Annotated in this window: 18 protein-coding genes and 1 rRNA gene; 7 read left to right on the top strand and 12 right to left on the bottom strand. The window is 59.7% G+C overall.

Going from position 1 to position 22,387, the window contains the following annotated elements:
- Positions 1 to 53 precede the first annotated feature (53 nt).
- Positions 54 to 644: an NAD(P)H-dependent oxidoreductase gene (locus FEE99_RS08015; protein WP_041477876.1), complete on the bottom strand. Its 591-nt coding sequence runs from the start codon at positions 642 to 644 to the stop codon at positions 54 to 56.
- 181 nt (positions 645 to 825) lie between these two features.
- On the opposite strand from FEE99_RS08015, the gene FEE99_RS08010 reads away from it, so the two are divergent.
- A complete protein-coding gene (locus FEE99_RS08010) occupies positions 826 to 1,140 on the top strand; it encodes a putative quinol monooxygenase (RefSeq protein ID WP_041477874.1) in 315 nt (104 codons plus the stop codon).
- Here FEE99_RS08010 and FEE99_RS08005 read toward each other — a convergent pair.
- Positions 1,130 to 1,894: a sulfite exporter TauE/SafE family protein gene (locus tag FEE99_RS08005; protein WP_041477873.1), complete on the bottom strand. Its 765-nt coding sequence runs from the start codon at positions 1,892 to 1,894 to the stop codon at positions 1,130 to 1,132. The two genes, FEE99_RS08010 and FEE99_RS08005, sit on opposite strands and share 11 nt — an antisense overlap.
- A gap of 216 nt (positions 1,895 to 2,110) precedes the next feature.
- On the opposite strand from FEE99_RS08005, the gene FEE99_RS08000 reads away from it, so the two are divergent.
- Together FEE99_RS08000 and FEE99_RS07995 are read left to right on the top strand one after the other, a co-directional pair.
- Positions 2,111 to 3,049: a LysR family transcriptional regulator gene (locus FEE99_RS08000; RefSeq protein ID WP_041477872.1), complete on the top strand. Its 939-nt coding sequence runs from the start codon at positions 2,111 to 2,113 to the stop codon at positions 3,047 to 3,049.
- A gap of 41 nt (positions 3,050 to 3,090) precedes the next feature.
- Positions 3,091 to 3,441: a cupin domain-containing protein gene (locus tag FEE99_RS07995; RefSeq protein ID WP_016770579.1), complete on the top strand. Its 351-nt coding sequence runs from the start codon at positions 3,091 to 3,093 to the stop codon at positions 3,439 to 3,441.
- Positions 3,442 to 3,674: 233 nt separating this feature from the next.
- On the opposite strand, the gene mmsB is transcribed toward FEE99_RS07995, so the two are convergent.
- Both mmsB and FEE99_RS07985 read right to left on the bottom strand, forming a co-directional pair.
- Positions 3,675 to 4,562, bottom strand: a complete 888-nt coding sequence (gene mmsB / locus FEE99_RS07990; protein WP_041477871.1) for a 3-hydroxyisobutyrate dehydrogenase — start codon at positions 4,560 to 4,562, stop codon at positions 3,675 to 3,677.
- 10 nt (positions 4,563 to 4,572) lie between these two features.
- Positions 4,573 to 6,099 carry a CoA-acylating methylmalonate-semialdehyde dehydrogenase gene (locus FEE99_RS07985; RefSeq protein ID WP_041477870.1) on the bottom strand — a complete coding sequence of 509 codons (1,527 nt, stop codon included), beginning with the start codon at positions 6,097 to 6,099 and terminating at the stop codon, positions 4,573 to 4,575.
- A 149-nt stretch (positions 6,100 to 6,248) separates the two neighbouring features.
- Here FEE99_RS07985 and FEE99_RS07980 point away from each other — a divergent pair, with 149 nt between their 5' ends.
- Together FEE99_RS07980 and FEE99_RS07975 are read left to right on the top strand one after the other, a co-directional pair.
- Positions 6,249 to 7,196, top strand: coding sequence for a LysR family transcriptional regulator (locus FEE99_RS07980; RefSeq protein ID WP_041477869.1), 948 nt, complete (start codon positions 6,249 to 6,251; stop codon positions 7,194 to 7,196).
- 322 nt (positions 7,197 to 7,518) lie between these two features.
- Positions 7,519 to 8,070, top strand: coding sequence for a hypothetical protein (locus tag FEE99_RS07975; protein ID WP_041477868.1), 552 nt, complete (start codon positions 7,519 to 7,521; stop codon positions 8,068 to 8,070).
- A gap of 26 nt (positions 8,071 to 8,096) precedes the next feature.
- Here the strand turns inward: FEE99_RS07975 and FEE99_RS07970 are convergent, their stop codons facing one another.
- Positions 8,097 to 8,270, bottom strand: coding sequence for a gp19.5 family protein (locus FEE99_RS07970; RefSeq protein WP_221264967.1), 174 nt, complete (start codon positions 8,268 to 8,270; stop codon positions 8,097 to 8,099).
- Between the two features lie 456 nt (positions 8,271 to 8,726).
- Between FEE99_RS07970 and FEE99_RS07965 the strand changes: the two genes are divergently transcribed.
- Both FEE99_RS07965 and FEE99_RS07960 read left to right on the top strand, forming a co-directional pair.
- Positions 8,727 to 9,872 (top strand): polymorphic toxin type 44 domain-containing protein, encoded by a 1,146-nt coding sequence (locus FEE99_RS07965; RefSeq protein ID WP_041477867.1) that lies wholly within the window; start codon positions 8,727 to 8,729, stop codon positions 9,870 to 9,872.
- Positions 9,835 to 10,260, top strand: coding sequence for a hypothetical protein (locus tag FEE99_RS07960; protein WP_041477866.1), 426 nt, complete (start codon positions 9,835 to 9,837; stop codon positions 10,258 to 10,260). Before FEE99_RS07965 ends, FEE99_RS07960 begins: the two co-directional genes overlap by 38 nt.
- A gap of 65 nt (positions 10,261 to 10,325) precedes the next feature.
- On the opposite strand, the gene FEE99_RS07955 is transcribed toward FEE99_RS07960, so the two are convergent.
- The 7 genes from FEE99_RS07955 to rrf all read right to left on the bottom strand — a co-directional run bounded on the left by FEE99_RS07955 (position 10,326) and on the right by rrf (position 22,289).
- Entirely contained in the window at positions 10,326 to 10,826 is a 501-nt protein-coding gene (locus FEE99_RS07955) for an OmpA family protein (RefSeq protein ID WP_177327009.1), read from the bottom strand.
- Complete coding sequence (locus FEE99_RS07950; RefSeq protein ID WP_064361056.1) at positions 10,826 to 12,094, bottom strand: diguanylate cyclase domain-containing protein; 1,269 nt, start codon at positions 12,092 to 12,094, stop codon at positions 10,826 to 10,828. The genes FEE99_RS07955 and FEE99_RS07950 overlap by 1 nt, the downstream gene beginning before the upstream one ends.
- Positions 12,091 to 12,660, bottom strand: a complete 570-nt coding sequence (locus FEE99_RS07945; RefSeq protein WP_041477864.1) for a YfiR family protein — start codon at positions 12,658 to 12,660, stop codon at positions 12,091 to 12,093. The genes FEE99_RS07950 and FEE99_RS07945 overlap by 4 nt, the downstream gene beginning before the upstream one ends.
- A gap of 119 nt (positions 12,661 to 12,779) precedes the next feature.
- Entirely contained in the window at positions 12,780 to 14,888 is a 2,109-nt protein-coding gene (gene recD, locus FEE99_RS07940) for an exodeoxyribonuclease V subunit alpha (protein ID WP_041477863.1), read from the bottom strand.
- On the bottom strand, positions 14,885 to 18,571 hold the full coding sequence (recB, locus tag FEE99_RS07935; protein WP_143979132.1) for an exodeoxyribonuclease V subunit beta: 3,687 nt from the start codon (positions 18,569 to 18,571) through the stop codon (positions 14,885 to 14,887). The genes recD and recB overlap by 4 nt, the downstream gene beginning before the upstream one ends.
- The gene (gene recC, locus FEE99_RS07930) at positions 18,568 to 22,020 is read right to left on the bottom strand and encodes an exodeoxyribonuclease V subunit gamma (protein ID WP_041477861.1); all 3,453 of its coding nucleotides are present in this window, start codon (positions 22,018 to 22,020) and stop codon (positions 18,568 to 18,570) included. Before recC ends, recB begins: the two co-directional genes overlap by 4 nt.
- A 153-nt stretch (positions 22,021 to 22,173) precedes the next feature.
- A 5S ribosomal RNA gene (rrf, locus tag FEE99_RS07925) occupies positions 22,174 to 22,289 on the bottom strand.
- Positions 22,290 to 22,387 lie beyond the last annotated feature (98 nt).

The following is a 22,387-nucleotide window of genomic DNA, read 5'->3' as shown; positions in this document are numbered from 1 at the left end:
AGCTGCCGAAGGCTGCGATCTTTTGCTGTGACCCCGATATTAGCCTGAAAGCCTCAAGCCTTGAGGCCAAACACCTCAGTCAGATGCTGCTCATAGCGCACCACATCATTGTCGATATTCGGACGCTTCATCACGTCGACGCAGAGGAAGGTCGGCAACGCGGTCATGCCCAGAAACTCGTTGGCCTTGTGGAACGGGAAATACACCGCGTCCACGCCTTTGGCTTCGAAGAAATCCGTCGGGTCATCGAAGGCTTGCTGCGGCGCGTTCCAGGTCAGCGACAGCATGTATTGCTTGCCCTGAATCAGACCGCCACTGCCGTACTTCTGCGAAGCATCGGAACGGGTGCGGCCGTCGCTGGCGTAGAGGCTGCCGTGCCCTTCAGTGAAGACTTCGTCGAGGTACTTTTTCACCGTCCACGGCGCGCCCATCCACCAGCCCGGCATCTGATAAATGATGACGTCGGCCCAGAGGAATTTCGCCACTTCTTCGGCAACGTCATAGCCCTCGTCGATAAACGTGGTCTTGACGTCGACACCGCCGCGATCGAGCACGCTCAGCGCGGTTTCGTGCAGGGTGGTGTTATAGCGGCCATCGGAATGGGCGAATTTTTTACCGCCATTGAGCAACAGCACTTTCTTCATCGGAAAACCTCGGCGCAGCCTTCAAGGCTGGATTGAAACAAGAATTGGAATGGCCGCAGATTAACCATCGATCTCGCGCGGAAACAGCCACATCGACGCAAAATACATTTGATCAAAACGCACGAATCCATCGGCAATTGTTGCCGTAGCATCGCCACTTTCTGCTTTTGAGGAAGTTGTGATGAGTGAACGCCAGGGTTTCATCCTGCACGCCAAGACCCGCCCGGAAAAAGCCGCCGAATTCGAAGCGCTGTTCCGCGCTTACGTCGAGCCAAGCCGCGCCGAACCGGGCTGCATCGAGTACCATATGCTGCGCGACAAGGAAGATCCGACGCTGTTTATCTTCTACGAGATCTGGGCCAGCCAGGCGCATCTGGATGTGCACTCGGCGTTGCCGCACATGAAAGCGTTCTTCGCCAAACGCATGGACTATCTGGAGCGTGATTTTGATATCCGCCCGATCGACATGCTTAGCGAATCGTCGGCTAGCCGCTGATCAGCAAATGGGCGCCGAGCGCGCCCAGTCCGATAAAGCACACCCGCTTGAACAGCACCGCACTGATGCGCTGACGCAGCCACTGACCGAGCCACATGCCAAGCATGGCCGGGATCAGCGCCAGCAGCGAAGCGCTCAATTCGCCACCGCCGAGTGCGCCGTGCCAGAACAGCCCGAGCGCCAGCGCCAGGGTCGAGACGGTGAAGGACAGGCCGAGCGCCTGCACCAGCTCATCGCGGCTCAGCCCCAGCGCTTGCAGGTACGGCACCGCTGGAATCACGAAGACGCCGGTGGCGGAGGTGATGACGCCGGTGATCAGGCCACACAGCGGGCCGAGCCACGATTCATGCCCGGATTTGACGTGTAGCGTGGGCAAGAACAATCCGCTCAATGCATACAGCAACAGCGCCGCGCCAAGTCCGCGCACTACCCAATGTCCGCTGGACATGCCGAGCCAGAGGGTGCCGATGCCGGTGCCGAGGAAGATCATCAGCAGCATGGGCCAGAGGCGTTTGATCAATCCTTGCAGATGACCGCCGAAGGCCAGTTGCCAGAGGTTGGTCAGGGTCGCGGGGACGATCAACATCGCGGCTGCCTGCGCCGGCGCCATAGCCAGACCGAGCAGGCCCATCGCGACAGTGGGCAGGCCGAGGCCGATCACGCCTTTGACCGTGCCGGCGAGGAGGAAGGTGGTGATGACCAGTAGGGACAGGGCCAGGCCGAGGGTTTGGTAGAAGTCGGTCAGTGTGTGCATTGGGGTAATGTGCACTGATCCAGGCTGGGCGAAAATCTGCCATATACTGAGGCAGCCTCTTCCTTTGCAAGAGGCTGACATCGGCGTTGAGGCATCTGACCTCTTCGCGAGCAGGCTCGCTCCCACACGGGATCTGCGCTGTACATAAGTCCCTGTGGGAGCGAGCCTGCTCGCGAAAGGGCCAGCCCAGCCACCGCGAAACCAGAGGCAAACCCCATGCACTTCGACCTCACCGACCTGCGCCTCTACCTGCACATCCTCGACACCGGCAACATCACCGCCGGCGCCGCCCGCAGCCACTTGTCCCTCGCCGCCGCCAGTGCTCGAATCCGCGCGATGGAAGCCTCGCTGGGCGCCGAATTCCTCGAGCGCGGCCGCCGTGGCGTCACCCCGACGCCGGCCGGTAAAGCCCTCGCCCGCCACGCGCGCATTCTTTTGCAACAGGCTGAACGCATGCAGCAGGATCTGGCCGATTACGCGCATGGCGTCAAAGGCCAGGTGCGGCTGTTATGCAACACCACGGCGATTACCGAGTACCTCCCGGAAGTGCTCGCGGACTTTTTGCGCAGCCATCCCAATCTCGACATCGATCTACAGGAACTGCCCAGTGCGCGAATTACCCATGCCTTGCGTGAAGGCGCAGCGGATCTGGGGATTGTGTCCGACGCGGTCGACACCAACGGCCTACAGACTCAAGCGTTTCGCGACGACCCGCTGGTGCTGATTCTGCCGCTTGATCACCCGTTGTCCGACGCCGCCGAGGTCAGTTTCAGCGACGCGTTGCAGCACGACTTTGTCGGATTGAGCGCCGACAGCGCATTGGCGATTTATCTGGAAGAACAGGCGCTGCACAGCGGCGCACGAATGCAGGTGCGCATTCGCGCCGATGGTTTTGATGGCGCGATGCGTATGGTCGCCCGAGGGGCGGGACTGGCCATCGTGCCCTTGGCCGCTGTCGAACGTACGGCGCTCAAACGGTTTCAGTGCTTGCCCCTGAATGAGCCGTGGGCGCGCCGCGCGTTATTGCTCTGCGCGAAAGACTTCGCCGCGCTGCCGGGTTACGCCAACGCATTGTTACAAGCGCTCACCGCTGCGCGCGTTTCTGAGCACTCCGATGTCGACCCCAGACAACTAAGCGACGACCGGGCGCTATAGGGTGCGACTTCAATTCTCAAGTCCACCTGCCCGGAGTCCCCATGACCGCGACCGCCCCTATCACCGTTCTGCGCGACACCCACCCGCTGCCGGTACTCGACGCCTGCAAATGGGAAAAACTCGAAGGCGACCCGCACACCGTCAACCTCAACGCCTACACCAGCGAAGACGGCAGCAAGATCATGGGCACCTGGATCTGCACGCCGGGCAAGTGGCGCGTCGATTATGTGAAGTGGGAATACTGCCATTTCCAGGAAGGCTACTGCGTGATCACCCCGGACGGCATGGCGCCGATTCATCTGCGTGCTGGCGATATCTTCGTGGTTGAGCCGGGCATGAAAGGCACGTGGGAAGTGGTCGAGACCGTACGCAAATACTTCGTCTTCGCCTGATGCAAAAAAGCCGGGAAATCACCCGACGTGATTTCCCGGCAACACCTGCTGCAATTTTTGAACACACCCCAGTGTTACCTGTGGACATAGAGAACCCTGTGGCGAGGGGATTTATCCCCGCTCGACTGCGCAGCAGTCGCAAACCCTGAGCACTCGGTTTACCTGACACAATGTAGGGGTCTGCTGCGCAACCCAACGGGGATAAATCCCCTCGCCACAAAGGGCTGATCGCGTTACTGCGGCTTGCGATAGCTGTTGATGATCGCCGAGAAGTCTTTCCCACCGTCACCGCGCTGACTCATCGCCTGATACAACTGCTGCGCCACCGCGCCGAGCACTACCGGTTGATGCGCCTGCCGCGCCGCTTCAGTCGCCAGCCCAAGATCCTTGAGCATCAGTTCTGCCCCGAACCCGCCGGTATAACCGCGCGAGGCCGGCGCCGTTTCGACGATGCCCGGCCACGGGTTGTACATCTCCGAACTCCAGCAGCGGCCGGTCGAGCTGTTGATGATCCCGGCCAACACGCCGGTGTCGATCCCCAGCGCATCGCCCAACGCCATCGCCTCACTGACGCCAACCATCGAAATCGCCAGCAGCAGGTTGTTGCAGATCTTGGCGATCTGGCCGGTGCCGACTTCACCGCAATGGACGATGTTGCGGCCCATCTGCGCCAGCACCGGTTGCAGGGTGGCGAACAGTTCCGAGGTGGCGCCAACCATAAAGGTCAACGTGCCGGCAGTCGCTCCACCGGTGCCACCGGACACCGGCGCATCGGCCATGGACACGCCTTGTTTGGCCGCCGCCGCTGCCACATCGCGGGCGGTCTGTGGATCGATAGTGCTGCAATCCACCGCCGGCACACCTTTGCCGATACCAGCAAGTACGCCGTCTTCACCCAGCCAGACACTGCGCACATGCACCGCGGCCGGGAGCATGGTGATCACCAGTTCGGCATCCTCCGCCGCCTCGCGGGCTGAAGCGCGGATGGTGCCGCCCAGTTGCTCGAGTTCCGCCAGCACGGTTTTGTTCAGGTCGACCAGGTTCAACGAGTGGCCAGCCTTGATCAGGTTGCGCGCCATCGGCGCGCCCATGTTGCCCAGCCCGATAAATGCGATTTTCATGGTCGAATCCTCAGCGCAGGTTGATGGTGGTGTTCACGCCGTCGTTGACGCTGTCGTCATCGAACCAGCGCGCCGTGACCGTTTTGGTCTGCGTGTAGAACTGCACCACTTGCTTGCCGTACGGGCCGAGGTCGCCGAGTTTCGAACCGCGCGAACCGGTGAAGCTGAAGAACGGTACCGGTACCGGAATCGGGATGTTGATACCGACCTGACCGACGTCGATTTCCGTCTGGAATTTACGCGCCGCCGCACCGCTCTGGGTGAACAGGCCAGTGCCGTTGCCGAACGGATTGGCGTTGACCAGCGCAATCGCCTGATCGAGGGTGTCGACTTCCAGCACCACCAGTACCGGGCCGAAGATTTCCTGGGTGTAGATCTGCATGTCGGTGGTCACCCCGGAGAACAGGGTCGGGCCGACAAAGTTGCCTTGCTCGTAGCCCGGCACGCTGATGTCGCGACCGTCCAGTTCAAGCTTGGCACCTTCCTTGATGCCGCTTTCGATCAGTTCGAGAATCCGCGCCTTGGCCTTTTTCGAAATCACCGGACCGACATCGGTGCCCGGCTCGCTGCCGGCGTTGACCTTGAGCTTCTGCGCCAGCGCTTTCAGGTCTGGCAGCCACTGTTTTGCGGCACCGACCAGCACCACCACCGACGTGGCCATGCAACGTTGCCCGGCCGCACCGAAACCCGCGCCGACCAAGGCATTCAGCGCTTGCTCGCGATTGGCGTCCGGCAGCACCACGGCGTGGTTTTTTGCGCCCATCATCGACTGCACGCGCTTGCCGTGTTTGCCGGCCAGGTCATAAACGTGGGTGCCGACAGCGGTCGAACCGACGAACGACACGGCTTTGATGTCCTTGTGCGTGCACAGACCATCGACCACATCCTTGCCGCCGTGCACGACGTTGAGCACGCCCGCCGGGACGCCAGCCTCAATGGCCAGTTCCACCAGCAGCATGGTCGACAGCGGATCCTGTTCCGACGGTTTGAGCACGAAGGTGTTGCCGCAGGCGATCGCCATCGGGAACATCCACAGCGGAATCATCGCCGGGAAGTTGAACGGCGTGATGCCGGCACAGACGCCGATCGGCTGGCGCAGAGTGTAAGTGTCGACGCCGCCAGCGACGTTCTCGGCGAACTCGCCCATTTGCAGGGTGCCGATCGAGCACGCGTGCTCGACCACTTCCAGGCCACGGAAAATATCGCCCTCGGCGTCAGCAATGGTCTTGCCCTGTTCGGCGCTGAGTACCACGGCGATGCGCTTGGAGTGCTCGCGGATCAGCGCTTGCAGCTTGAGCATGATGCGCATCCGCGCGCCGATCGGGGTCAGTTTCCAGGTCTGGAACGCGCGCTGGGCGGCGCTGACAGCGGCATCGACCTCAGCGGCGGTGGCGAACGGAACCTTGGCCAGCACTTGCTGGGTGGCCGGGTTGACGACGTCGTGCCACTCGGTGGTCTGCGACTCGACCCACTCGCCGTCGATCAGCAGTTTGACCTTTTGCAGCGTGGTGTCGTTGGGCGTAAGCGATGCGTTCATGCTGGTCTCCAGAACTTGTTTTTATCGTAGGAGCCAAGGCGAAAGGTTCGCCTTGAGATGAGGCGTGTGTCACGAATTGGTTGTCGGACTGTTTTTGGAGTATAGATGTGCAAACTTCTAATAAGAACGCACATATAAGCCCGACCATCATGCAAAAAAACATCACCTCGCTAGGCTCGCTGAACTGGGACGACCTGAAGTTTTTCCTCGAAGTCGCCCGCACCCGCAAGGCCAGTACCGCCGCCAAACGCCTGGCTGTCGACTACACCACGGTGTCGCGACGGATCAGTTCGCTGGAAGCGGCGCTCGGCACATTACTGTTCGAAAAGTCCCGCACCAGCGGTTTCGTCCTGACTACCGAAGGCCAGCGCTTGCTCGGTTATGCCGAGTCGATCGAAAGCACGTTGCACATGGCCTGCGAGCAAGTCTCGGGCTCGGGCGTTGCCCTGTCCGGACACGTGCGCATGGGCTGTACTGAAGGCTTCGGCAGCTTCTTCATCACCCCGCAGTTGAGCCACTTCGTCGACGCCTACCCGGCAATCTCAGTGGACATCCTGCCGCTGCCGCACTTCATCAGCCTGTCCAAGCGCGAGGCCGACATCGTCATCGCCCTCGAGCGGCCGGAGCACGGGCCGTACGTCTGCTGCAAACTCTGCGACTACCGCTTGCAGCTGTACGCAACCCAGGACTATCTGGACAAACACCCACCGATCCGCCGCCCGGCCGATTTGAGCAAGCATCAATTCATCAGTTATGTGGATGATCTGGCGTTCAGCTCGGAGCTGCTCTACCTGGCCAACGTGCTGCCCGGCGCCAGCGCACATTTGCGCAGCACCAGCGTGATCGCGCAATACGTCGCCGCGCAGCAGGGCCGCTCGCTGGCGATCCTGCCGTGCTTTCTCGCCGCGCAGGATCCACGATTGCTGCCGGTGCTGCCGGAGGAAATCGACATCACCCGGCAGTTCTGGATGTACTGCCGGGAGGATTTGCGCAAGTTGAAGCGGATTACGTTGTTGTGGGATTACATTCGTGAGGTGACGGAGCTAAACCGCCCGTTATTACTGGGCGAAACGCGAGACCTTCGGTTTACAGACTGAGCGTCTACAAGGAGTAAGGGAGACCTATCGTAGCGAGGTCAGGCATGCCACCGCAACGACTTGTGACAGGGGTTATGACAGGACTTGTGACACTTCGCAGGAACCCGAACGGTTGCCGGAAAGCCCTCATCCGGAGGCGCGCATGGGCACGCGATAAGGACCCACGCAGGCGTGATAAGGACCACGCGAGGGCACCAACGGGGGGGATGCGCGAGTGCGCCCGTATTGAGGTGGTCATTCAGATTTTCCTGTCAGATTCTCAAAGGTTCGTGAGGACGCCCCGGATTCAACCATACTCATTCTTTGCCCAAAGGATGCTGCTATGAGCTGGGAAGATGCCTTGAAGATATTCGCCACGGGACTCGTATCAATTGGGGGCGGAAGTGTCGTTGTATTGGGTTTGTCCACTTGGTTTGGGAAGCTATGGGCCGACAAGATGCTGGCTAAACAGACAAATAAACTTGCCGCTCAGCTTGAGTCAACCAAACGGGAACTCGATGTTGTCATGCAGACAACCCTTCGGTTTCAGAATGACAAAATGGTGATCTATCGGGCGGTTATCGACTCGGTGGCTCGACTGCTTGCCTCGCTTGACTCTCACGAAAGCGGGAGATTAGTAGCCAATGAAGCCGGGGCCCGTTTCGATGAGTTCAACGAGCAACGAATGAGGGTTTATGGCTATCTCGCCATGCTGGCGCCTCAATCAGTAATGGATGCTCAAGATGAGTTGATGGACCATCTTCTGGAAATCTCTCACGGTGAGGCGGCGTATGAATGGACTAACGTCCGGGAAAAGGCTCTCGGCCTCCTCAATGCTGTTCGCGACGACATAGGTATTGATAAAAGCTCTATCTCCTATAACGGTCGGCGCTGAAGCTATTCGCCATTACCCCAGCAAGGTCACTCAGCACAGCCACCGAGTAGAACGCAGAAGACATTCCCGAAGGCTTCGCCCGCAGCACCACCCTGACTAACTCCAAAAGCGACAAGGAGTAAACCAAGAAATCGGTAGGTGACACGGTGGGTAGCCAGAGTGCGGATTACAGCTACACAGGTCTCCCACCGAGTAGTCATCGCTTAGCCCTCCTTTAGGTTAGGTGGTTATTGGTCATTGATATTCATCACCAGAGAGGAAGCGAGTAAGAAGACTTAGAGAGGAAGGGCTTATGGGTAACTTAAGGTCCCTTCTGGTTATGGAGAGGTTTTTTTGATTTCACCAGTGATTGCACAAACGAATACCTAAGGGAAATACCTTTAAGTCTCCCCTCTGCTTATAGTGGGTGTTTTTAAATTGGTGCTGGAATTACCCAGTCACACCCTTAGCGGCGCAGATAGCAGACGTAGTCGTCAGTGTGGCCCCTTCCCCTCAGTTGTCTGCTGTGACTCCGCTCAGTGGGACTGTTCGCAGCGCCCACTGTTCGCGATTGAGGCTTTTCCTACAGACCCTCCTCCATGTTTACGGTAGCCTGCCAAGCACCAGCTTGATGACTGGTGATTGTCTATGGACGAAAGATGCAAGGACGATGCTCAATGATTTCTTCTGCTCGACTGGGCGACAAACACGTCTGCCCAATGCCCGGTCACGGGACTACCCCTATCGCTTCCGCATCCGGTGACGTAAATATCAACTTCATGGGCTCCGCCCGCGTTGGTGATACCTGTGGGTGTGGTGCAGTAATCACTACAGGCTTTCCTTCTATACAAGTGAACGGCCGTCCTATGGCCCACTTAGGGAGCCCAACCAGTCACGGCGGGACAGTCATCACGGGGTCAGGTGATGTCGGTGGTGGCTTCGTCATGGGTGACGCTGGTGGGGCAACCATTATTAATTTCATGGCGCTGGGAGCCTTCCGGCCAGACGGTTCCGTAGACGATGAGAAGATGGCGACCTTGTTGGCCGACCCGAAGCTCAAAGAGAAAGCCTTAGCAGCGAACGCTTTGGTAGATCCTAAGGCAGCCGGTAAGCCCCCGGAGAAGAAGCCAGAGGCAAAAGAAGAACCTGTCGTTTGCAAAGACCCTGACACGATGGAGGAGGTGGCGGAATACATTGCGGACGAGATGAATCGCAATATTCATCACCCTTCTGTCTTGAAGATGAAAGAACTGCTCAGTTATGACGTTGCCACAGAGACCCGCAAGCAAATGGATCTACCTTGGTATGCCCAAGTTGGCGCGACGAGCCCTCAAGCAATCGGGGCTGCAAACGGCGCGGCCGCAATGGCGATTTGGACTGAGCGTGTTGGACAAAATCGGGATTGGGACCACAAGCCTAAAATCTATGCGAGGTTCGGTAGCTATTACCAAAAGCAGGGTGAATACGACTATTTCTATGATATCTGGTCAAATATCCACTACGGCTACGTAGGGCGAGCTGGAGGCCTTTCTGAAAGCGTGTTGGCCGATGGTGCCGGTGTTGAGCAGATTGCCTCGGACTCCATCCGAAAGGTTTTCGATTGGAATAAACGTCGCGGACCTCACGCTACCCCAGGTGTAGACGGGATGAAGGCTTATGACGATGTACCAGATCGGATATCGATTGGCATAGGGATCAAACTATTTGCTGAGCATCCTGACGGAGGCATTACCGCCAAAATGATCATGGAGAAGGTTCTTGCAGTTACACCAGAGGATTGGGGCGATGGCGTTATTGTCCACGTTTGCAAGCAAGTTGAGTAAGGGAAAAGTAGTACTGCTCTGCCTGCTTACCTTGCTTGTATTTTGGTATGTAACTCTGCCGAGAGTAGTCGTGAATTACCCCAACGATGGCAAGGAGGAGCTGCGCTATATCTGGAACACCCAGCATCGTATCGACAAAGGTGGGATGCTCCCCGGTGAAGGGACAGCAGACATTGGCCACATCTTTCCAGATAAGGACTTCTTCATGATGTTCGATTGGTGGTCCGGCAAGAAACTCAGAAGGTGTATCGACATAACGCCAAAATGGGGGACAACGACGGAAATCAACCTTGATGGCGCAGGGAGGATCGACACTGCGAAAACCTCATCTGATGTCATTGCTCGTTTGAAAGCCTGCAAAGGTGAACTTGACCCTTTTCGGCCCTAAGTCAAAATGACCGAGCGCAATCAGGCGTTGTTGATGGGTGAAACGCGGGAGATGCGCTTTGCCGATTAGTCGGCGCTGACCACAATCGACACCCGGCGATTTTCCGTACGCCCCGCTGCGGTGTCGTTGGAAGCCACCGGTTCGCTGCTGCCCAGGCCTTGCAGCTGGATATTTTCCTGCTTCATGCCGACCGTGCTGAGGACGTTGGCGACGCTCTTGGCCCGGCGCAGCGACAGTTGCTGATTGTAGGTTTCCTTGCCCGACGCATCGGTGTGGCCATCTACCCGAACGCGCTCGATCCCCACGCCGAGCAACGCCTTGCCGATGCGTTCGACGATTTCCGTGCTGGCTGCGTTCAGGCTTTCGACATCGCTGCCAAACAACACTTTGCCCGACAGGCCGAACTCCCAGCCGTCGTCGGTCAACTCGAAACCCTGCTGTTTGAGCACGGCGACCTGCGCCGGTGTCAGGCCCTTTTGCGGGGCGGTCTGGCAACCGCTCAGGGTCAGCGCGGCGATCATCAGCAATGCGGAAAAAAGTCGAACGGGAAGAGTGAACACGGACATCAGCTCCTGGTGTGAACGGAATCGACCGGGCGCTCCGACCCGGCGGTGAATTGCGCGCCACGCGACAGGCGCTTGGCCTGGTACATCGCCGCGTCGGCTGCGTTGAGTAAAGTCCCAGGCGTAGCGCCATGATCGGGATAGACGGCGATGCCGATACTGAGCGAGGTCACCACACTGCTGTCGCCGGGCAGGGTGATCGGCATGTCCATGCTGGCGAGAATCTTGTCAGCGATGTGCTCAGCGTCTTCGACCGTGTGCAGCGGCGCGAGCAGCACGGCGAACTCGTCGCCACCCAGCCGCGCGACCAGATCATCCTCGCGCAATTGCGCTCGCACGCGATTGGCGATGGCCACCAGCACTGCGTCGCCCGAGGCGTGGCCGAAGTTATCGTTGATGCCTTTGAAGCGGTCGCTGTCGAGAAACAGCACGGCGACCCGCTCATCGTGTTTTTTGCCGTTGCGCAAGGCGCGGATCAAGCGGCCTTCGAAAAACGCGCGGTTGGGCAAACCGGTGAGGCTGTCGTGGGTCGCTTGGTGAGCGAGAGTTTCGTTTTCGTTTTGCAGATGGGTTTGCCACGACTCGAGTTCGCCGAGCAAGGCATTGAAGTCGTTGCCCAAATTATCCAGTTCAGCGATTTGCGCCGGCGGCACGCGCCGATCCAGCGCTCGCTCACTGCGCGCGGCGTGGGCGACGGCGGCGAGGCTGTGCAACGGGCCGATGATCGCGCGCAACTGCCGCCGCGCCAGATAGAGCGCGACCCAGGCGCTGATCGCGGTGCACAGCACAATCCCGGCGAGGCCGCTAAGCAGGAAGCGCATCAGGCTGCCGCCGTGACCGATGAGCAGGACGCGACCGATTTCGCGGTCCTGATGCTCGATCGGCAGGCTGACCGGTTTTTCCAGAAGAGCGCGGGTGATCTGCATTTCCAGCTCGGAGAACAAGCCGGTCTCGACGCGCTGCCATTGCGCGATCAATTGGCCTTGCGCGTCGAGCACTCGGGCATCTGCCACTTCCTCGGTGGCGGCGATGATCGCCAGCGCCTCGGTTGCCGCCGCTTTGTCATTGAACACGACGGCCGCTTCGACGGTGTAGCTGATCGAACGGGCGATCAAGTGCAGGTTGTGATCGGCATAGACCCGCAGCGCGAGCACGCCCAGCAAGGTCAGCGAAACACTGGCCATCGCCACCGCCACCAGCGCGACAATCAAATGCCCACGGCCAATGACCGAACCAAGGGTGGGGCGAGCCTTCCAACTGAACAGCTTCATGGCGCCGCCGCTTTGCGACGGGACAACTGCAGCACGCTGGGGTGTATGCGCACACCACTGCGAGCCACGGAGTCGAGATTGACCTCGAACGACACTTGTTCATCGCCGACGCGCAGGCAGAACAGACTGCCGACGGTGCATTGATCGTCGGCTTCGCTGATGCTCAGCACCGGATGCCCGATCAATGATGCAAACAGGCGACTGCGTTCATCGGCGGTGAGCTTGCCGATGTACACCGCATCGCATTCGCTGACGATGGCCGGGTTGTCCGCCAGCAGACGCCGCACGGCCACTGGCCGGCCGGTGGCTTGCGTGGTGCCTTTGACCAGGTCATCGGTGTATTCGGTGGGGCCGACGATGCACAGACGCAATTGCGCTGGTTCCACCGGCCAGCGTGCGTAACTGAGGATGCCAAGAACCACTTGCGTGACCGCTTTGGCCCGTTGCTCGGCCGGCCCGGTTTGCGCTTGGGCGATGGCGCTGCCCGTGAACAACCAGAGCAAAACGATCAGCAATGCGTGCTGGCAGGCCACCACACGCTGTGTCGCCCAGACGGCCACCTTCATGGAGGGATTCTCTTGGAGCGTAACGAAATGATGCCGCAACGATAGCACAGCGCCAGAACACCAGCGAGGCGCCTGCCTCTGACCGGTTGGTCAGTATTCGTTGTCGGTCATTCAGCGCTTCATCCCGGAGGCTCGGTGCCCTCTTCCAGTTCCAGCATCAGCCCGCTCAGACGCTTGACCTTGCGCAGCACCGCCTCTTCAAACACGCCGGCACGCGGCTCGATCAAGGTGAACCAGTGCCGGGCGCGAGTAATCCCGGTGTAGATCAGCTCTTTGGTCAGTACCGGATTCAGCGCGTCCGGCAGGATCAGCGCCGTGTGGGCGAACTCCGAACCCTGGGACTTGTGCACCGTCATGGCGTACACGGTTTCGACATCATTGAGTCGACTCGGCAACACGAAGCGCACGCCGCCCTGACCATCGTTACGCGGGAAGGCCACGCGCAGAACCGTTTTGCCGATTTCTGCGCCTTCACGCTCGGGCAGTTTCAGGGCGATACCGATGTCGCCGTTCATCAGGCCCAGACCATAGTCGTTGCGTGTCATCAGCACCGGCCGACCTTCATACCACTGCTGATCGCTCTCGATCAGACGCGCCTTGAGCAACGCAGTGGTAATGCGCTGGTTCAGACCTTCAACGCCCCATGGCCCTTTGCGCACCGCGCACAGCAACTGGAATGTGTCGAACGCCTGCAAGACTTCGCGCGCCCAATCGATCCAGTCCGCATGCTCAAGTGGCCGCGTTGACGGTGGACGCTGAGCGCGCAGTACGCTTAAGTAATGGCGATAACCTTGCGGGCCGTTGCCGTGACCTTCGAGCAACAGGCGTTCGAGCTTGTGATCATGTTCGCCTTTGAGCGGTAGCGAATACACGTCGTCGTAGCCGCCGGCCGCGAGCAACTGTCGCGCCTCATCGGCCAATTGCTGATTGACCCGGCGCGCGAGCTGACCGATACCGCTGCCCTCGCCGAAGCGGCGCGAGTGACGAAGCATCACCACTTGTTGCGCCAACGGATGGGTGCCGTCGCAGTCTTCATGCAAACCGCTACCCTGCAACGACTCGCCACTGACAGACTCCAGCCATTGTCGCGTTTGCGGGCTGTACCAACCGCCCTCGGCGTCACGGCACAGATCGCCCAGTACCGCGCCGGCCTCGACCGAGGCCAACTGATCCTTGTCGCCCAGCAGCACCAGCCGAGCATGGGCCGGCATGGCGTCGAGCAAGTTCGCCATCATTTCCAGGTCGATCATCGACGCTTCATCGACCACCAGCACATCCAGCGGCAGGCGGTTGCCGGCATGGTGACGGAAATGCCGGGTGCCCGGTCGACTGCCGAGAAGACGGTGCACGGTAGTCACATCGCTGGGGATCGCCGCGCGCACCGCTTCGGCGACTTGCAGTGATTGCACTTGCTGACTGATCGACTCGGTCAAACGCGCAGCGGCCTTGCCGGTCGGTGCCGCCAGACGAATGCGCAGCGGATGGCCAGCCTCGACGGCCGGTGCCTGCAGCAATGCGAGCAAGCGCACCACCGTGGTGGTTTTCCCGGTGCCCGGGCCGCCAGTGATGATGCTGAAGGCGCTTCGCGTAGCGAGAGCACAGGCGAGTTTCTGCCAATCGATGACAGCTGCAGATTCCGCGCCGCCGAACAATTCATCCAGACGCTGCGGCAGATCATCCGGCGTCGGCTCCTGCTGCATCAAGCGTTGGCGCAACGCTGCATCGATGCGGCGTTCGTAGGTCCAGTAGCGGCGCAGGTACAGGCGTTTCGAGGACAGCACCAGCGGACGTGTCTGCGCTGTTTCACTCGGGTCAGCGGCCAGGGCCACCAATGGACTACTTGCCAGCACTTTGCACCAATGAGCTCCATCGAGCGTTTCGAGCAATTGCGAGGGCAGCAACAACACACCGCCCTGCACATCGCCTTCGGGCGGCAATGACAGTGCAAAATCCGGCGCCTTGAGGGTTTCAAACAGGTCCAGACACACATGACCATGGCCGAGTTGGTGACTGGTCAACGCCGCCGCCAGCAGCACCAACGGGTCGGTCTCGGGCTCGAGTTCATGCAGGAAAGCGACAAAGGCGCGGTCCAGCGCGCGCAGCCAGCCGCGCTCGACCCAACGGCTCAGCAACAACAGCAAATCATCGGCGCGGGTCAGCGGCGAAAGTTTCGACAGGCTGTCCGCTTCCAGCGGTGTCGGCAGCAGATCGGCGAATGTGCGGCTCATAGCAGGACTCCCTGTTCCCAGGCGGGTTCGGACTTGGGTTCGGGTTTGCCCTGGAACATCCGGTCGAGGCGTTCGATCAATTCCCGTGGCGGACGCACGAAGTACACGCCACGACTTTCCGCACGCGTACCGCGCAGAAACAGATACAGCGCCCCGCCGATGTGACGGTCGTAATCGTAATCCGCCAGCCGCGCCTTCAACTGGCGATGCAGTGCCAGCAGATACAGCACGTATTGCAGGTCATAACGGTTGTCGAGGATCGACTGCTCCATCGCCTGCACCGTGTAGGCCTGATCATCCACGCCGAGCCAATTGGATTTGTAATCGGCGACGTAGTAACGGCCAGCGTGCTCGAAGGTCAGGTCGATAAAGCCCTTGAACATGCCGTTGAGCTGAACCGGTTCTGCCGCAACACGAGCGACGCCATTGTGGGTGTGCTGGCGCACCTGTTCGTCGAGCTTGAGCACGTCGACTTTGTGGCTGGCAAACCAGAACTCCATCTCGACGCGGTATTGCTTCAACTGCTCAAGAACCACCGGCGGTTGCCCGCCAGCGATCGGCAACGGTGACTTGAGCAAATGCGGCAGCCAGTCAGTCAGCGTGGTGATCCAGCCTTGCCAGCCGCGCAGGTTGCAACGCCGGGCAATTGCATCTTCCAGCGCTTCGCGGGTAACCGAAAAACCTTCAGCGCCCGCCCATTCGAGCAAGCCATGCAAAAACGTGCCGGGATTCGGTCCGCGAGGAAAACGGTGGATATCGGCGCCACCGCTGCTGATTTCATGTGGCGCGTCGGGATCGAGGCGCTCGTCGTCGAAGAGCTTTTGCGCCTGCGGACTGTCCGGTGCTTCATCGCTGCCGACGCTCAATATGTCGCTGATGCGCAAAGCGCTATAGGAAGCGATCCACCAGTTTTCACTGGCTTTGCGCTTGGGCCGTAGCGTCGCTCGTAGCACTGCTTCATTGCGCGGCGGTTGGTAATGCTCATCAGTGGGCTGAGGCATTTCGCTGATGCCGATGGCCGGGCAGTCTTGCTGCAGATCCCGCAGCCAGCGATTCAGTTCGCTGGACTCGCCCAAAGCGGCACCGCCACCGAGCAAATAACCCAACGCCGACAGGTGCAGCACCGAGCTGTTGTTATTGCCGCGCTTGAGATCAGTGACGCCCAGCCAACAGGCATGCTGCGCGCGGGTTAACGCGACATACAGAAGACGCAGATCTTCGGCCAGACGCTCATCGTCAGCCAGCGCGATCAACTCGGGGGTAGGCTTGAGGCTGATCTGCGCCTTGCCCGCAGCGTCGTGGTAATGCAGCGGCAAACGGCTGCCATCCACCGGTTTCGCCGAGCAAATGAATGGCAGGAACACCAGCGGATATTCCAGCCCCTTGGATTTGTGGATGGTCACCACTTTAACCAGTTGCTCGTCGCTTTCCAGACGCAGAATCTGCTCTTCACCGGCCTGACCGGACAGTGCCAGCAACTCGGCCAGATGGCGGATCAACGCTTGCTCCCCGTCCAGTTCAGCGGCGGCTTGCTGCATCAGTTCCGAGAGGTGCAAAAGGTTGGTCAGCACGCGTTCGCCGTCACTGCGCTGCATCAGGGTTTGCGGCAGGTGGAAGTCGTGAAGCAGGCGGCGCAACATCGGCAACACGCCCTGTTTGCGCCAGAGCTCTCGATAGCCACGGAACTGCATGACCCGGGCTTCCCAGACCATTTCGTCCTGGTTCAACCGCTCCAGCTCGATCAGCGGCAGGTTCAATGTGGTGCAAGCCAGCGCAGCCTTGAGCGAGCGTTCGACATCGGGTTCGGCGCATGCCTTCAGCCAGGCCAGCAGATCGTGCGCCTCTTGGGCGGCAAACACCGAATCCTTGTCCGAGAGATAAACACTGCGTACACCTCTGGCGGCGAGTTCGGCGCGTACGGCTTGGGCTTCCTTACCGTCGCGGACGAGGATCGCTATGTCCGAAGGGCGTAAACCTTTGAAGTCGTCTGCTTGAAAGAAACCAGCGCTGCCGGTTTGCCCGCCATTGAGCAGTGCGGTGATTTGACTGGCGCAGGCGGCGGCCATTTTCTGGCGATAGACCGCGCCGGACAGCGGCTGATCGCTGGGCAGTAGCCAGACATTCAGTGCTGCGACGTCTTGCCCGGCAATCCGCAGCGTTTCCTTGCGCCCCTGAGACTCGACCGGGAGGAACGGTACCGGGTTTTCGCCGGTTTTCTCGCGAAACAAAAACGCGCCGCGTCCCTGCTCTCGGGACTCGGCGCGTTCGAACACGTGATTGACCGCTGTCACCATGCCGTGGCTGGAGCGGAAGTTGGTGCCTAGTGTATGCAAACGGCCGGTAGTGGCCTGACGTGCGCGCAGATAGGTGTAGATGTCGGCACCACGAAAGGCATAGATCGCCTGCTTCGGGTCGCCGATCAGGAACAGGCCGGTGTCAGGGTGATTGTCTTCGATACGGTAAATGCTCTCGAAGATGCGGTACTGAACCGGGTCGGTATCCTGGAATTCGTCGATCAGCGCGACCGGGAACTGCTCGCGGATCAGCGTTGCCAGACGCTCGCCGCCCTCCGATTGCAGCGCGGCATCCAGACGCAGCAACATGTCGTCGAACCCCATTTCTGCGCGACGGCGCTTCTCTTCTTCAAAACGCGCGCCGACCCACTTGGCAGCGTGTTGCAGAACAGCAGCATCGGGCGTCGGCAAGGCATCAAGGCTCGACTTGAGTCCGGACATGGCGTCCAGTCCCGGATGACTGGGCGCCGGGCCTTTCCAGGCCTCGGCCATGCCATCGGGCGTCAATCGGGTGAAGCCAGTGCCAATGTCCAGTTGCTCAAGCGACTCGTCTTCGGCCCAGGTCTTGAGCTTCTCGAACCACGGCTCGAAATAACGCGCCTGCATTTTGCGGCCATCGACGGTTTTGCTGGCGACGCCTTCATGGCAGAGAGCAAGCAGCTCGTCTGCCCAGTCACGCCAAGGCATTTTCAGTTCGACCAACGCCGCTCGCCGCTCCAGCAAACACTCTTCGATCAGCTCCGCGGGCGCCTTGCCTTCATCGGTGTCACGCTCGCTGGCAAACAAGCCGCGCACCCGAGGCAACAACGCGGCGGGGCCACCCCAATTGCTGCGCACCCAGTTCAGCGCATCGCCCTGCATCGGGTAGCAGAACAGTCGCCAGTAATCGCGCAACACTTCGCCAAGCAGATCGCTGTGATCGGTTTCCAGGGATTGCGTGAACAGGCTGCCGCTGTCGAACGCATGCTCGCGCAGCATGCGCTGACACCAGCTGTGAATGGTCGAGACGGCGGCTTCGTCCATCCACTGCGCGGCGATATCGAGGCGGTTGGCACAGCCCGGCCATTGCAGCGGATCGAACTGATCGCGCAGCTGGGCAATCAGTCCGTCCGGGGCAACAATTTCGTCGCGGAAGAACCGCGCGGCCTCAGCCAAGCGTGTCCGAATGCGTTCACGCAGCTCTTTGGTAGCAGCGTCGGTAAACGTCACTACGAGGATTTGCGGCGGCAGCAGTTCGCGTGCAAAACCGCTTGTCTCGCCGCCATGGCCGAGAATCAGCCGCAGATAAAGTGCCGAAATCGTGAAGGTTTTGCCGGTGCCTGCACTTGCTTCGATCAACTGACTGCCGCGTAGCGGGAAGGCCAGAGCCAACGGTGTTTTGGTACTCATGCGCGCGCACCTTCGCTGGACAAGGAACGCCACGGCGCTTCGAATAATGGGCGGTACAAGGCGTCGCACCAGCCGGTGAAGGTTTCGTCTGCCAACAATGCATCGAAGTCGGGATATTGCCGGAGCAGTGCCGGGCTTTCACGCCGCTCGCCGTTGCTGGTCTGGCCGTCACCGTCATAGGCTTTTCGCGCAGTTGCTTCGGCTTTGACCGGGTCAGTTTGAGACAACCAGGCGAACGCGGTTTTTATCGCAATCGGCAAGGGCTGGCGCATGCCTGATTGCCACGCAAGAAGCAGGTCACCGAGCAAACGCAACGCTCGGTCTCGCTCCATTGGCTCCAGCAACAACGTATCGTCACTGGCGACCAATGCCGTGGTCAGCGCATGCTCGCTGGCGCAGGCGACCAGATGGGTAACCCACGATTTGGTCAGCCGATGCCACTTGCGAGTTTTGATCGAGCCGATGCTGTTGGGAATGGTCGTGACCGACAGCAGGCCGCCATCGGCGCGTCGGTGCAGGCTCGAGAGCCAGCCTTCCAACCGCAGACACTGCAAGTCGAGACTGACCGGGATTGCACTACTCAATGGCGTCGGCCATAACGTCAGCAACTGTTGATAACGCTGCAGAAGATCCGGTAGCGGTTCGATCAGTTCACGCTGTAGGCATTCGCCAAAACCGGCCATAGGCAGCAGACCACTGTTTTGCAGGCGCAGCGCCCGGGCGTGCAGTGCCTGATCGACATCGTCCGGCTGACTGAGTGCGGCTTCCAGCAAACTGTCGCTCAGCGTGTAGCGCTGTAGCGCGTCCAGCACGAAAGGTTCTTCATCGGCCAACGGCGCTTGCGCAGCCTCGAAATAGACCTTGAGACGTTGTGTGAAAAAATGCCGAACCGGATTACGCAGAAAATCCTGCAGCAATGCCAGCGTCAACGGTTCCTCTTGAACATATGGCGCGAGTAACGGTGCTTCACTTTGCTGCGTTTTCTCTTGATGCAACACCTGCCACTCACTGGCGTAGCTGAACAGTTGCTCGCCTTCGTGGAAATAGCGGGCACTGAAAGGTTGCAGGGGGTGTTCTTCGGTCAGCGCTTCCAATAGATCCTGGGTAGGGTCGATTGAACGCCAGCCGCTGGCGAGGTGATCGCGCAACTGGCCGATGAGCACCGAGGCGGGTCGTTCGCTGTTGTCGCGAATGCTGCGACCGACCCAACTGATATAGAGCTGAGTGCGTGCGGATAACAGCGCTTCGAGTAACAGGTAACGGTCGTCTTCACGTCGTGAGCGGTCGCCTGGGCGGTAATCACTACCCATCAGATCGAAGTCCAGCGGCGGCTGCGCGCGGGGATAATCGCCGTCGTTCATGCCCAGCAGACATACCAGTTTGAAAGGAATGGCACGCATCGGCATCAAGGTGCAGAAATTCACCGCACCGGCGAGGAATCGTTGCGACAATCGGCCCTGATCCAGCCCGGCGAGCCAGGCTTCGCGCACGACAGTCAGCGGCAATTCGTCAGTCAGGCCGACCGCCTCGCAAGTCTCCAGCCAAGTCTCGCGAAGCTCTTCGAGCTGGGTCAGCAGGTAGTCGTCGTGCTCGTTGCTCGCCTGAAAGAACACCTGCATCAGCGCCTGCAAGCGCAGCCCCCACTCTTTCGGTTGAGCAGGTTGCGTGAGTTGCTGGTGAGCGATTTCCAAGGCATCCAGCAGAGCCACCAGTGGCCCGATCAGGGCAGCATCCAGCCCACCAATTTCGTCGTAAGGCTCGATACCTGCACATGCATCGGCACTGCCGACGGCGTAGCCCAGCAGCATTCGGCGTAGACCGAAATGCCAGCTGTTCTGCTCCAGTTCCTCAGGCAATCCGAGACCGGCCCGTTGTTCGGCACTCATGCCCCAACGCACGCCGGCACCCTCGATCCAGCGGTGCAGGGTTGGCAGGTCACGTTCCTCTACGCCAAAGCGAGCACGCAGAGCTGGAACATCGAGCAGGTCGAGAATCTCGCTGACCGGGAAACGACTGTCCGGCAATTTGAGCAAATGTTCGACCGCGATCAACAAAGGATCGCGGCCACGCTGGCCCTGGTCCGCCAAAGTGAACGGAATGAAGCGCGGGTCAAATCGATCGAGCTGACCGAAAACCGCGCGGATATGCGGTGCGTAGCTGTCGATATCAGGGACCATCACGATCACGTCCCGTGGGCGTAGAGCCGGGTCGGCGCTAAAGCGCGCCAGGAGTTGATCGTGCAGGATTTCGACTTCACGCTGGGCACTGTGGGCGATGTGAAACCGGATCGATTGGTCCTGCGTCAGGTCGACAGCGGGCCAGAGCTCACGAGTCTCGTTGAGGGGGCGCAATTCGAGGATGTCGTCCTGAAGCTGGTTAAGCATGTTGTGCGGCTGGGCTTCGCTGAACAGGTCGATGCGGCCGTCACGAAAGGCTGCGCGGTAGCTGTTGGGATCGTCGTAGCTGTCGAGCAGGTTGATATAGTCGCGACCTTGCTTGCCCCAAGCGGCCAGCAACGGATGCGCGTGCTGATGCAGGGTTTCGGCATCAAGTACAACGGGCATCCCGCTTTTGCGTTGTTGGCGCTTGTATTGATGTCGCAGCAGATCCTTGTCGGCAACGATATCGGCCCAGTGATGGCGACAGGGGTTGTGTACGCAAAGCAGAACCTGACTGAAGCGCGCCAGACCGGCGAGCGCTTCAAGAACTTGTGCGGGCAATGAAGAAATGCCAAAGACGATCACGCGCGGCGGCAGCGCAGCCGGGGCCTTGTCGAGTATGTTGATGCGTTCCATGAAGCGTTGATGCACGCCGGCACGACTCTGCGCCATGCCCTGTTCGCCGACGTCATCCAGCAGCGCTCGCCACAACTCTGCCTGCCAGCAACTGGTCGCTGGCAGAGGCTTGATTTCACCTCGCACATTGCGCAGTTGGTGGCGGCCTTCCGCCCAATCTTCCAGCCAGTCGGCCCGGTAGACCTGATATTGGTCGAACAGATCGGCCAGACGCTCTGACAATTGATAGCGCTTGCGCAGATCGCTGTCATTGGTGAGGAAGCGTTGCAGCGGCTCGAAATGTGGGCGGTCGATTACCTGTGGCAAGAGGCGCATCAGGCGCCAGGTCAGCGGAGCCTTATCGAGCAGGGATTTCGCCGGAATCTCTTCTCGTCCCAATACCATGCGATAGAGCTGCCACATGAAACTGCCGGGTAGTTGAACGTCAATCGCCGCAGCGATCCCGCAACCGCCAAGGTCATCGTCTTCAGGATCTTCGGCCAATGCCAGTTTGAGCCATTGGGCGATGCCGTTGCTTTGCACCAAAGCGATTTCGTTTTCCAGGGGTGCCAGTGGGTAGCGCCGCATGATGCTGACCACAAGACTGCGCAGCTCATCGAGACTGTTGCTCTGAACCACCATGAATGCAGCGTTGAGGGACTGGGCGTCCGACATATGGATTCCTTGGAAAATCGCTAAAGCCGAGGCAGAACCTTAGCATTGTCGGCCGGCTGTGACAGCCGGACGAGGTCTGCGAAAGCTGTAAGAACTTTCTCGCAGGCAAAACAAAACCCCAACTGCTTTCGCAATTGGGGTTTCGGAATTTAATCTTGACGATGACCTACTCTCACATGGGGAAACCCCACACTACCATCGGCGATGCATCGTTTCACTGCTGAGTTCGGGATGGGATCAGGTGGTTCCAACGCTCTATGGTCGTCAAGAAATTCGGGTACTGACTCGGGACCAGACGGCCTCGCTTCAGCAAATTGGGTATGTGACAGCTGGTGTTTGTGCGTTTCGAACTTTCGGTTCGTTTCGT

It is taken from the genome of Pseudomonas sp. ef1, assembly GCF_007293365.2.
In the GTDB taxonomy this organism is placed as follows: Bacteria; Pseudomonadota; Gammaproteobacteria; order Pseudomonadales; family Pseudomonadaceae; genus Aquipseudomonas; species Aquipseudomonas siliginis.
The sequence above is the reverse complement of the archived record's forward strand: the minus strand, read 5'-3'. Positions and strand labels throughout refer to the sequence as shown.

What these genes read in the sequence shown, in the direction of transcription:
- recC (WP_041477861.1), bottom strand. Translation starts at nt 22,020, where the DNA reads ATGTCGGACGCCCAGTCCCTCAACGCTGCATTCATGGTGGTTCAGAGC.
- recB (WP_143979132.1), bottom strand. Translation starts at nt 18,571, where the DNA reads ATGAGTACCAAAACACCGTTGGCTCTGGCCTTCCCGCTACGCGGCAGT.
- FEE99_RS08005 (WP_041477873.1), bottom strand. Translation starts at nt 1,894, where the DNA reads ATGCACACACTGACCGACTTCTACCAAACCCTCGGCCTGGCCCTGTCC.
- recD (WP_041477863.1), bottom strand. Translation starts at nt 14,888, where the DNA reads ATGAGCCGCACATTCGCCGATCTGCTGCCGACACCGCTGGAAGCGGAC.
- FEE99_RS07975 (WP_041477868.1), top strand. Translation starts at nt 7,519, where the DNA reads ATGAGCTGGGAAGATGCCTTGAAGATATTCGCCACGGGACTCGTATCA.
- FEE99_RS07950 (WP_064361056.1), bottom strand. Translation starts at nt 12,094, where the DNA reads ATGAAGCTGTTCAGTTGGAAGGCTCGCCCCACCCTTGGTTCGGTCATT.
- FEE99_RS07960 (WP_041477866.1), top strand. Translation starts at nt 9,835, where the DNA reads ATGGCGTTATTGTCCACGTTTGCAAGCAAGTTGAGTAAGGGAAAAGTA.
- FEE99_RS08015 (WP_041477876.1), bottom strand. Translation starts at nt 644, where the DNA reads ATGAAGAAAGTGCTGTTGCTCAATGGCGGTAAAAAATTCGCCCATTCC.
- FEE99_RS08000 (WP_041477872.1), top strand. Translation starts at nt 2,111, where the DNA reads ATGCACTTCGACCTCACCGACCTGCGCCTCTACCTGCACATCCTCGAC.
- FEE99_RS07955 (WP_177327009.1), bottom strand. Translation starts at nt 10,826, where the DNA reads ATGTCCGTGTTCACTCTTCCCGTTCGACTTTTTTCCGCATTGCTGATG.
- mmsB (WP_041477871.1), bottom strand. Translation starts at nt 4,562, where the DNA reads ATGAAAATCGCATTTATCGGGCTGGGCAACATGGGCGCGCCGATGGCG.
- FEE99_RS07995 (WP_016770579.1), top strand. Translation starts at nt 3,091, where the DNA reads ATGACCGCGACCGCCCCTATCACCGTTCTGCGCGACACCCACCCGCTG.
- FEE99_RS07965 (WP_041477867.1), top strand. Translation starts at nt 8,727, where the DNA reads ATGATTTCTTCTGCTCGACTGGGCGACAAACACGTCTGCCCAATGCCC.
- FEE99_RS07985 (WP_041477870.1), bottom strand. Translation starts at nt 6,099, where the DNA reads ATGAACGCATCGCTTACGCCCAACGACACCACGCTGCAAAAGGTCAAA.
- FEE99_RS07970 (WP_221264967.1), bottom strand. Translation starts at nt 8,270, where the DNA reads ATGACTACTCGGTGGGAGACCTGTGTAGCTGTAATCCGCACTCTGGCT.
- FEE99_RS07980 (WP_041477869.1), top strand. Translation starts at nt 6,249, where the DNA reads ATGCAAAAAAACATCACCTCGCTAGGCTCGCTGAACTGGGACGACCTG.
- FEE99_RS08010 (WP_041477874.1), top strand. Translation starts at nt 826, where the DNA reads ATGAGTGAACGCCAGGGTTTCATCCTGCACGCCAAGACCCGCCCGGAA.
- FEE99_RS07945 (WP_041477864.1), bottom strand. Translation starts at nt 12,660, where the DNA reads ATGAAGGTGGCCGTCTGGGCGACACAGCGTGTGGTGGCCTGCCAGCAC.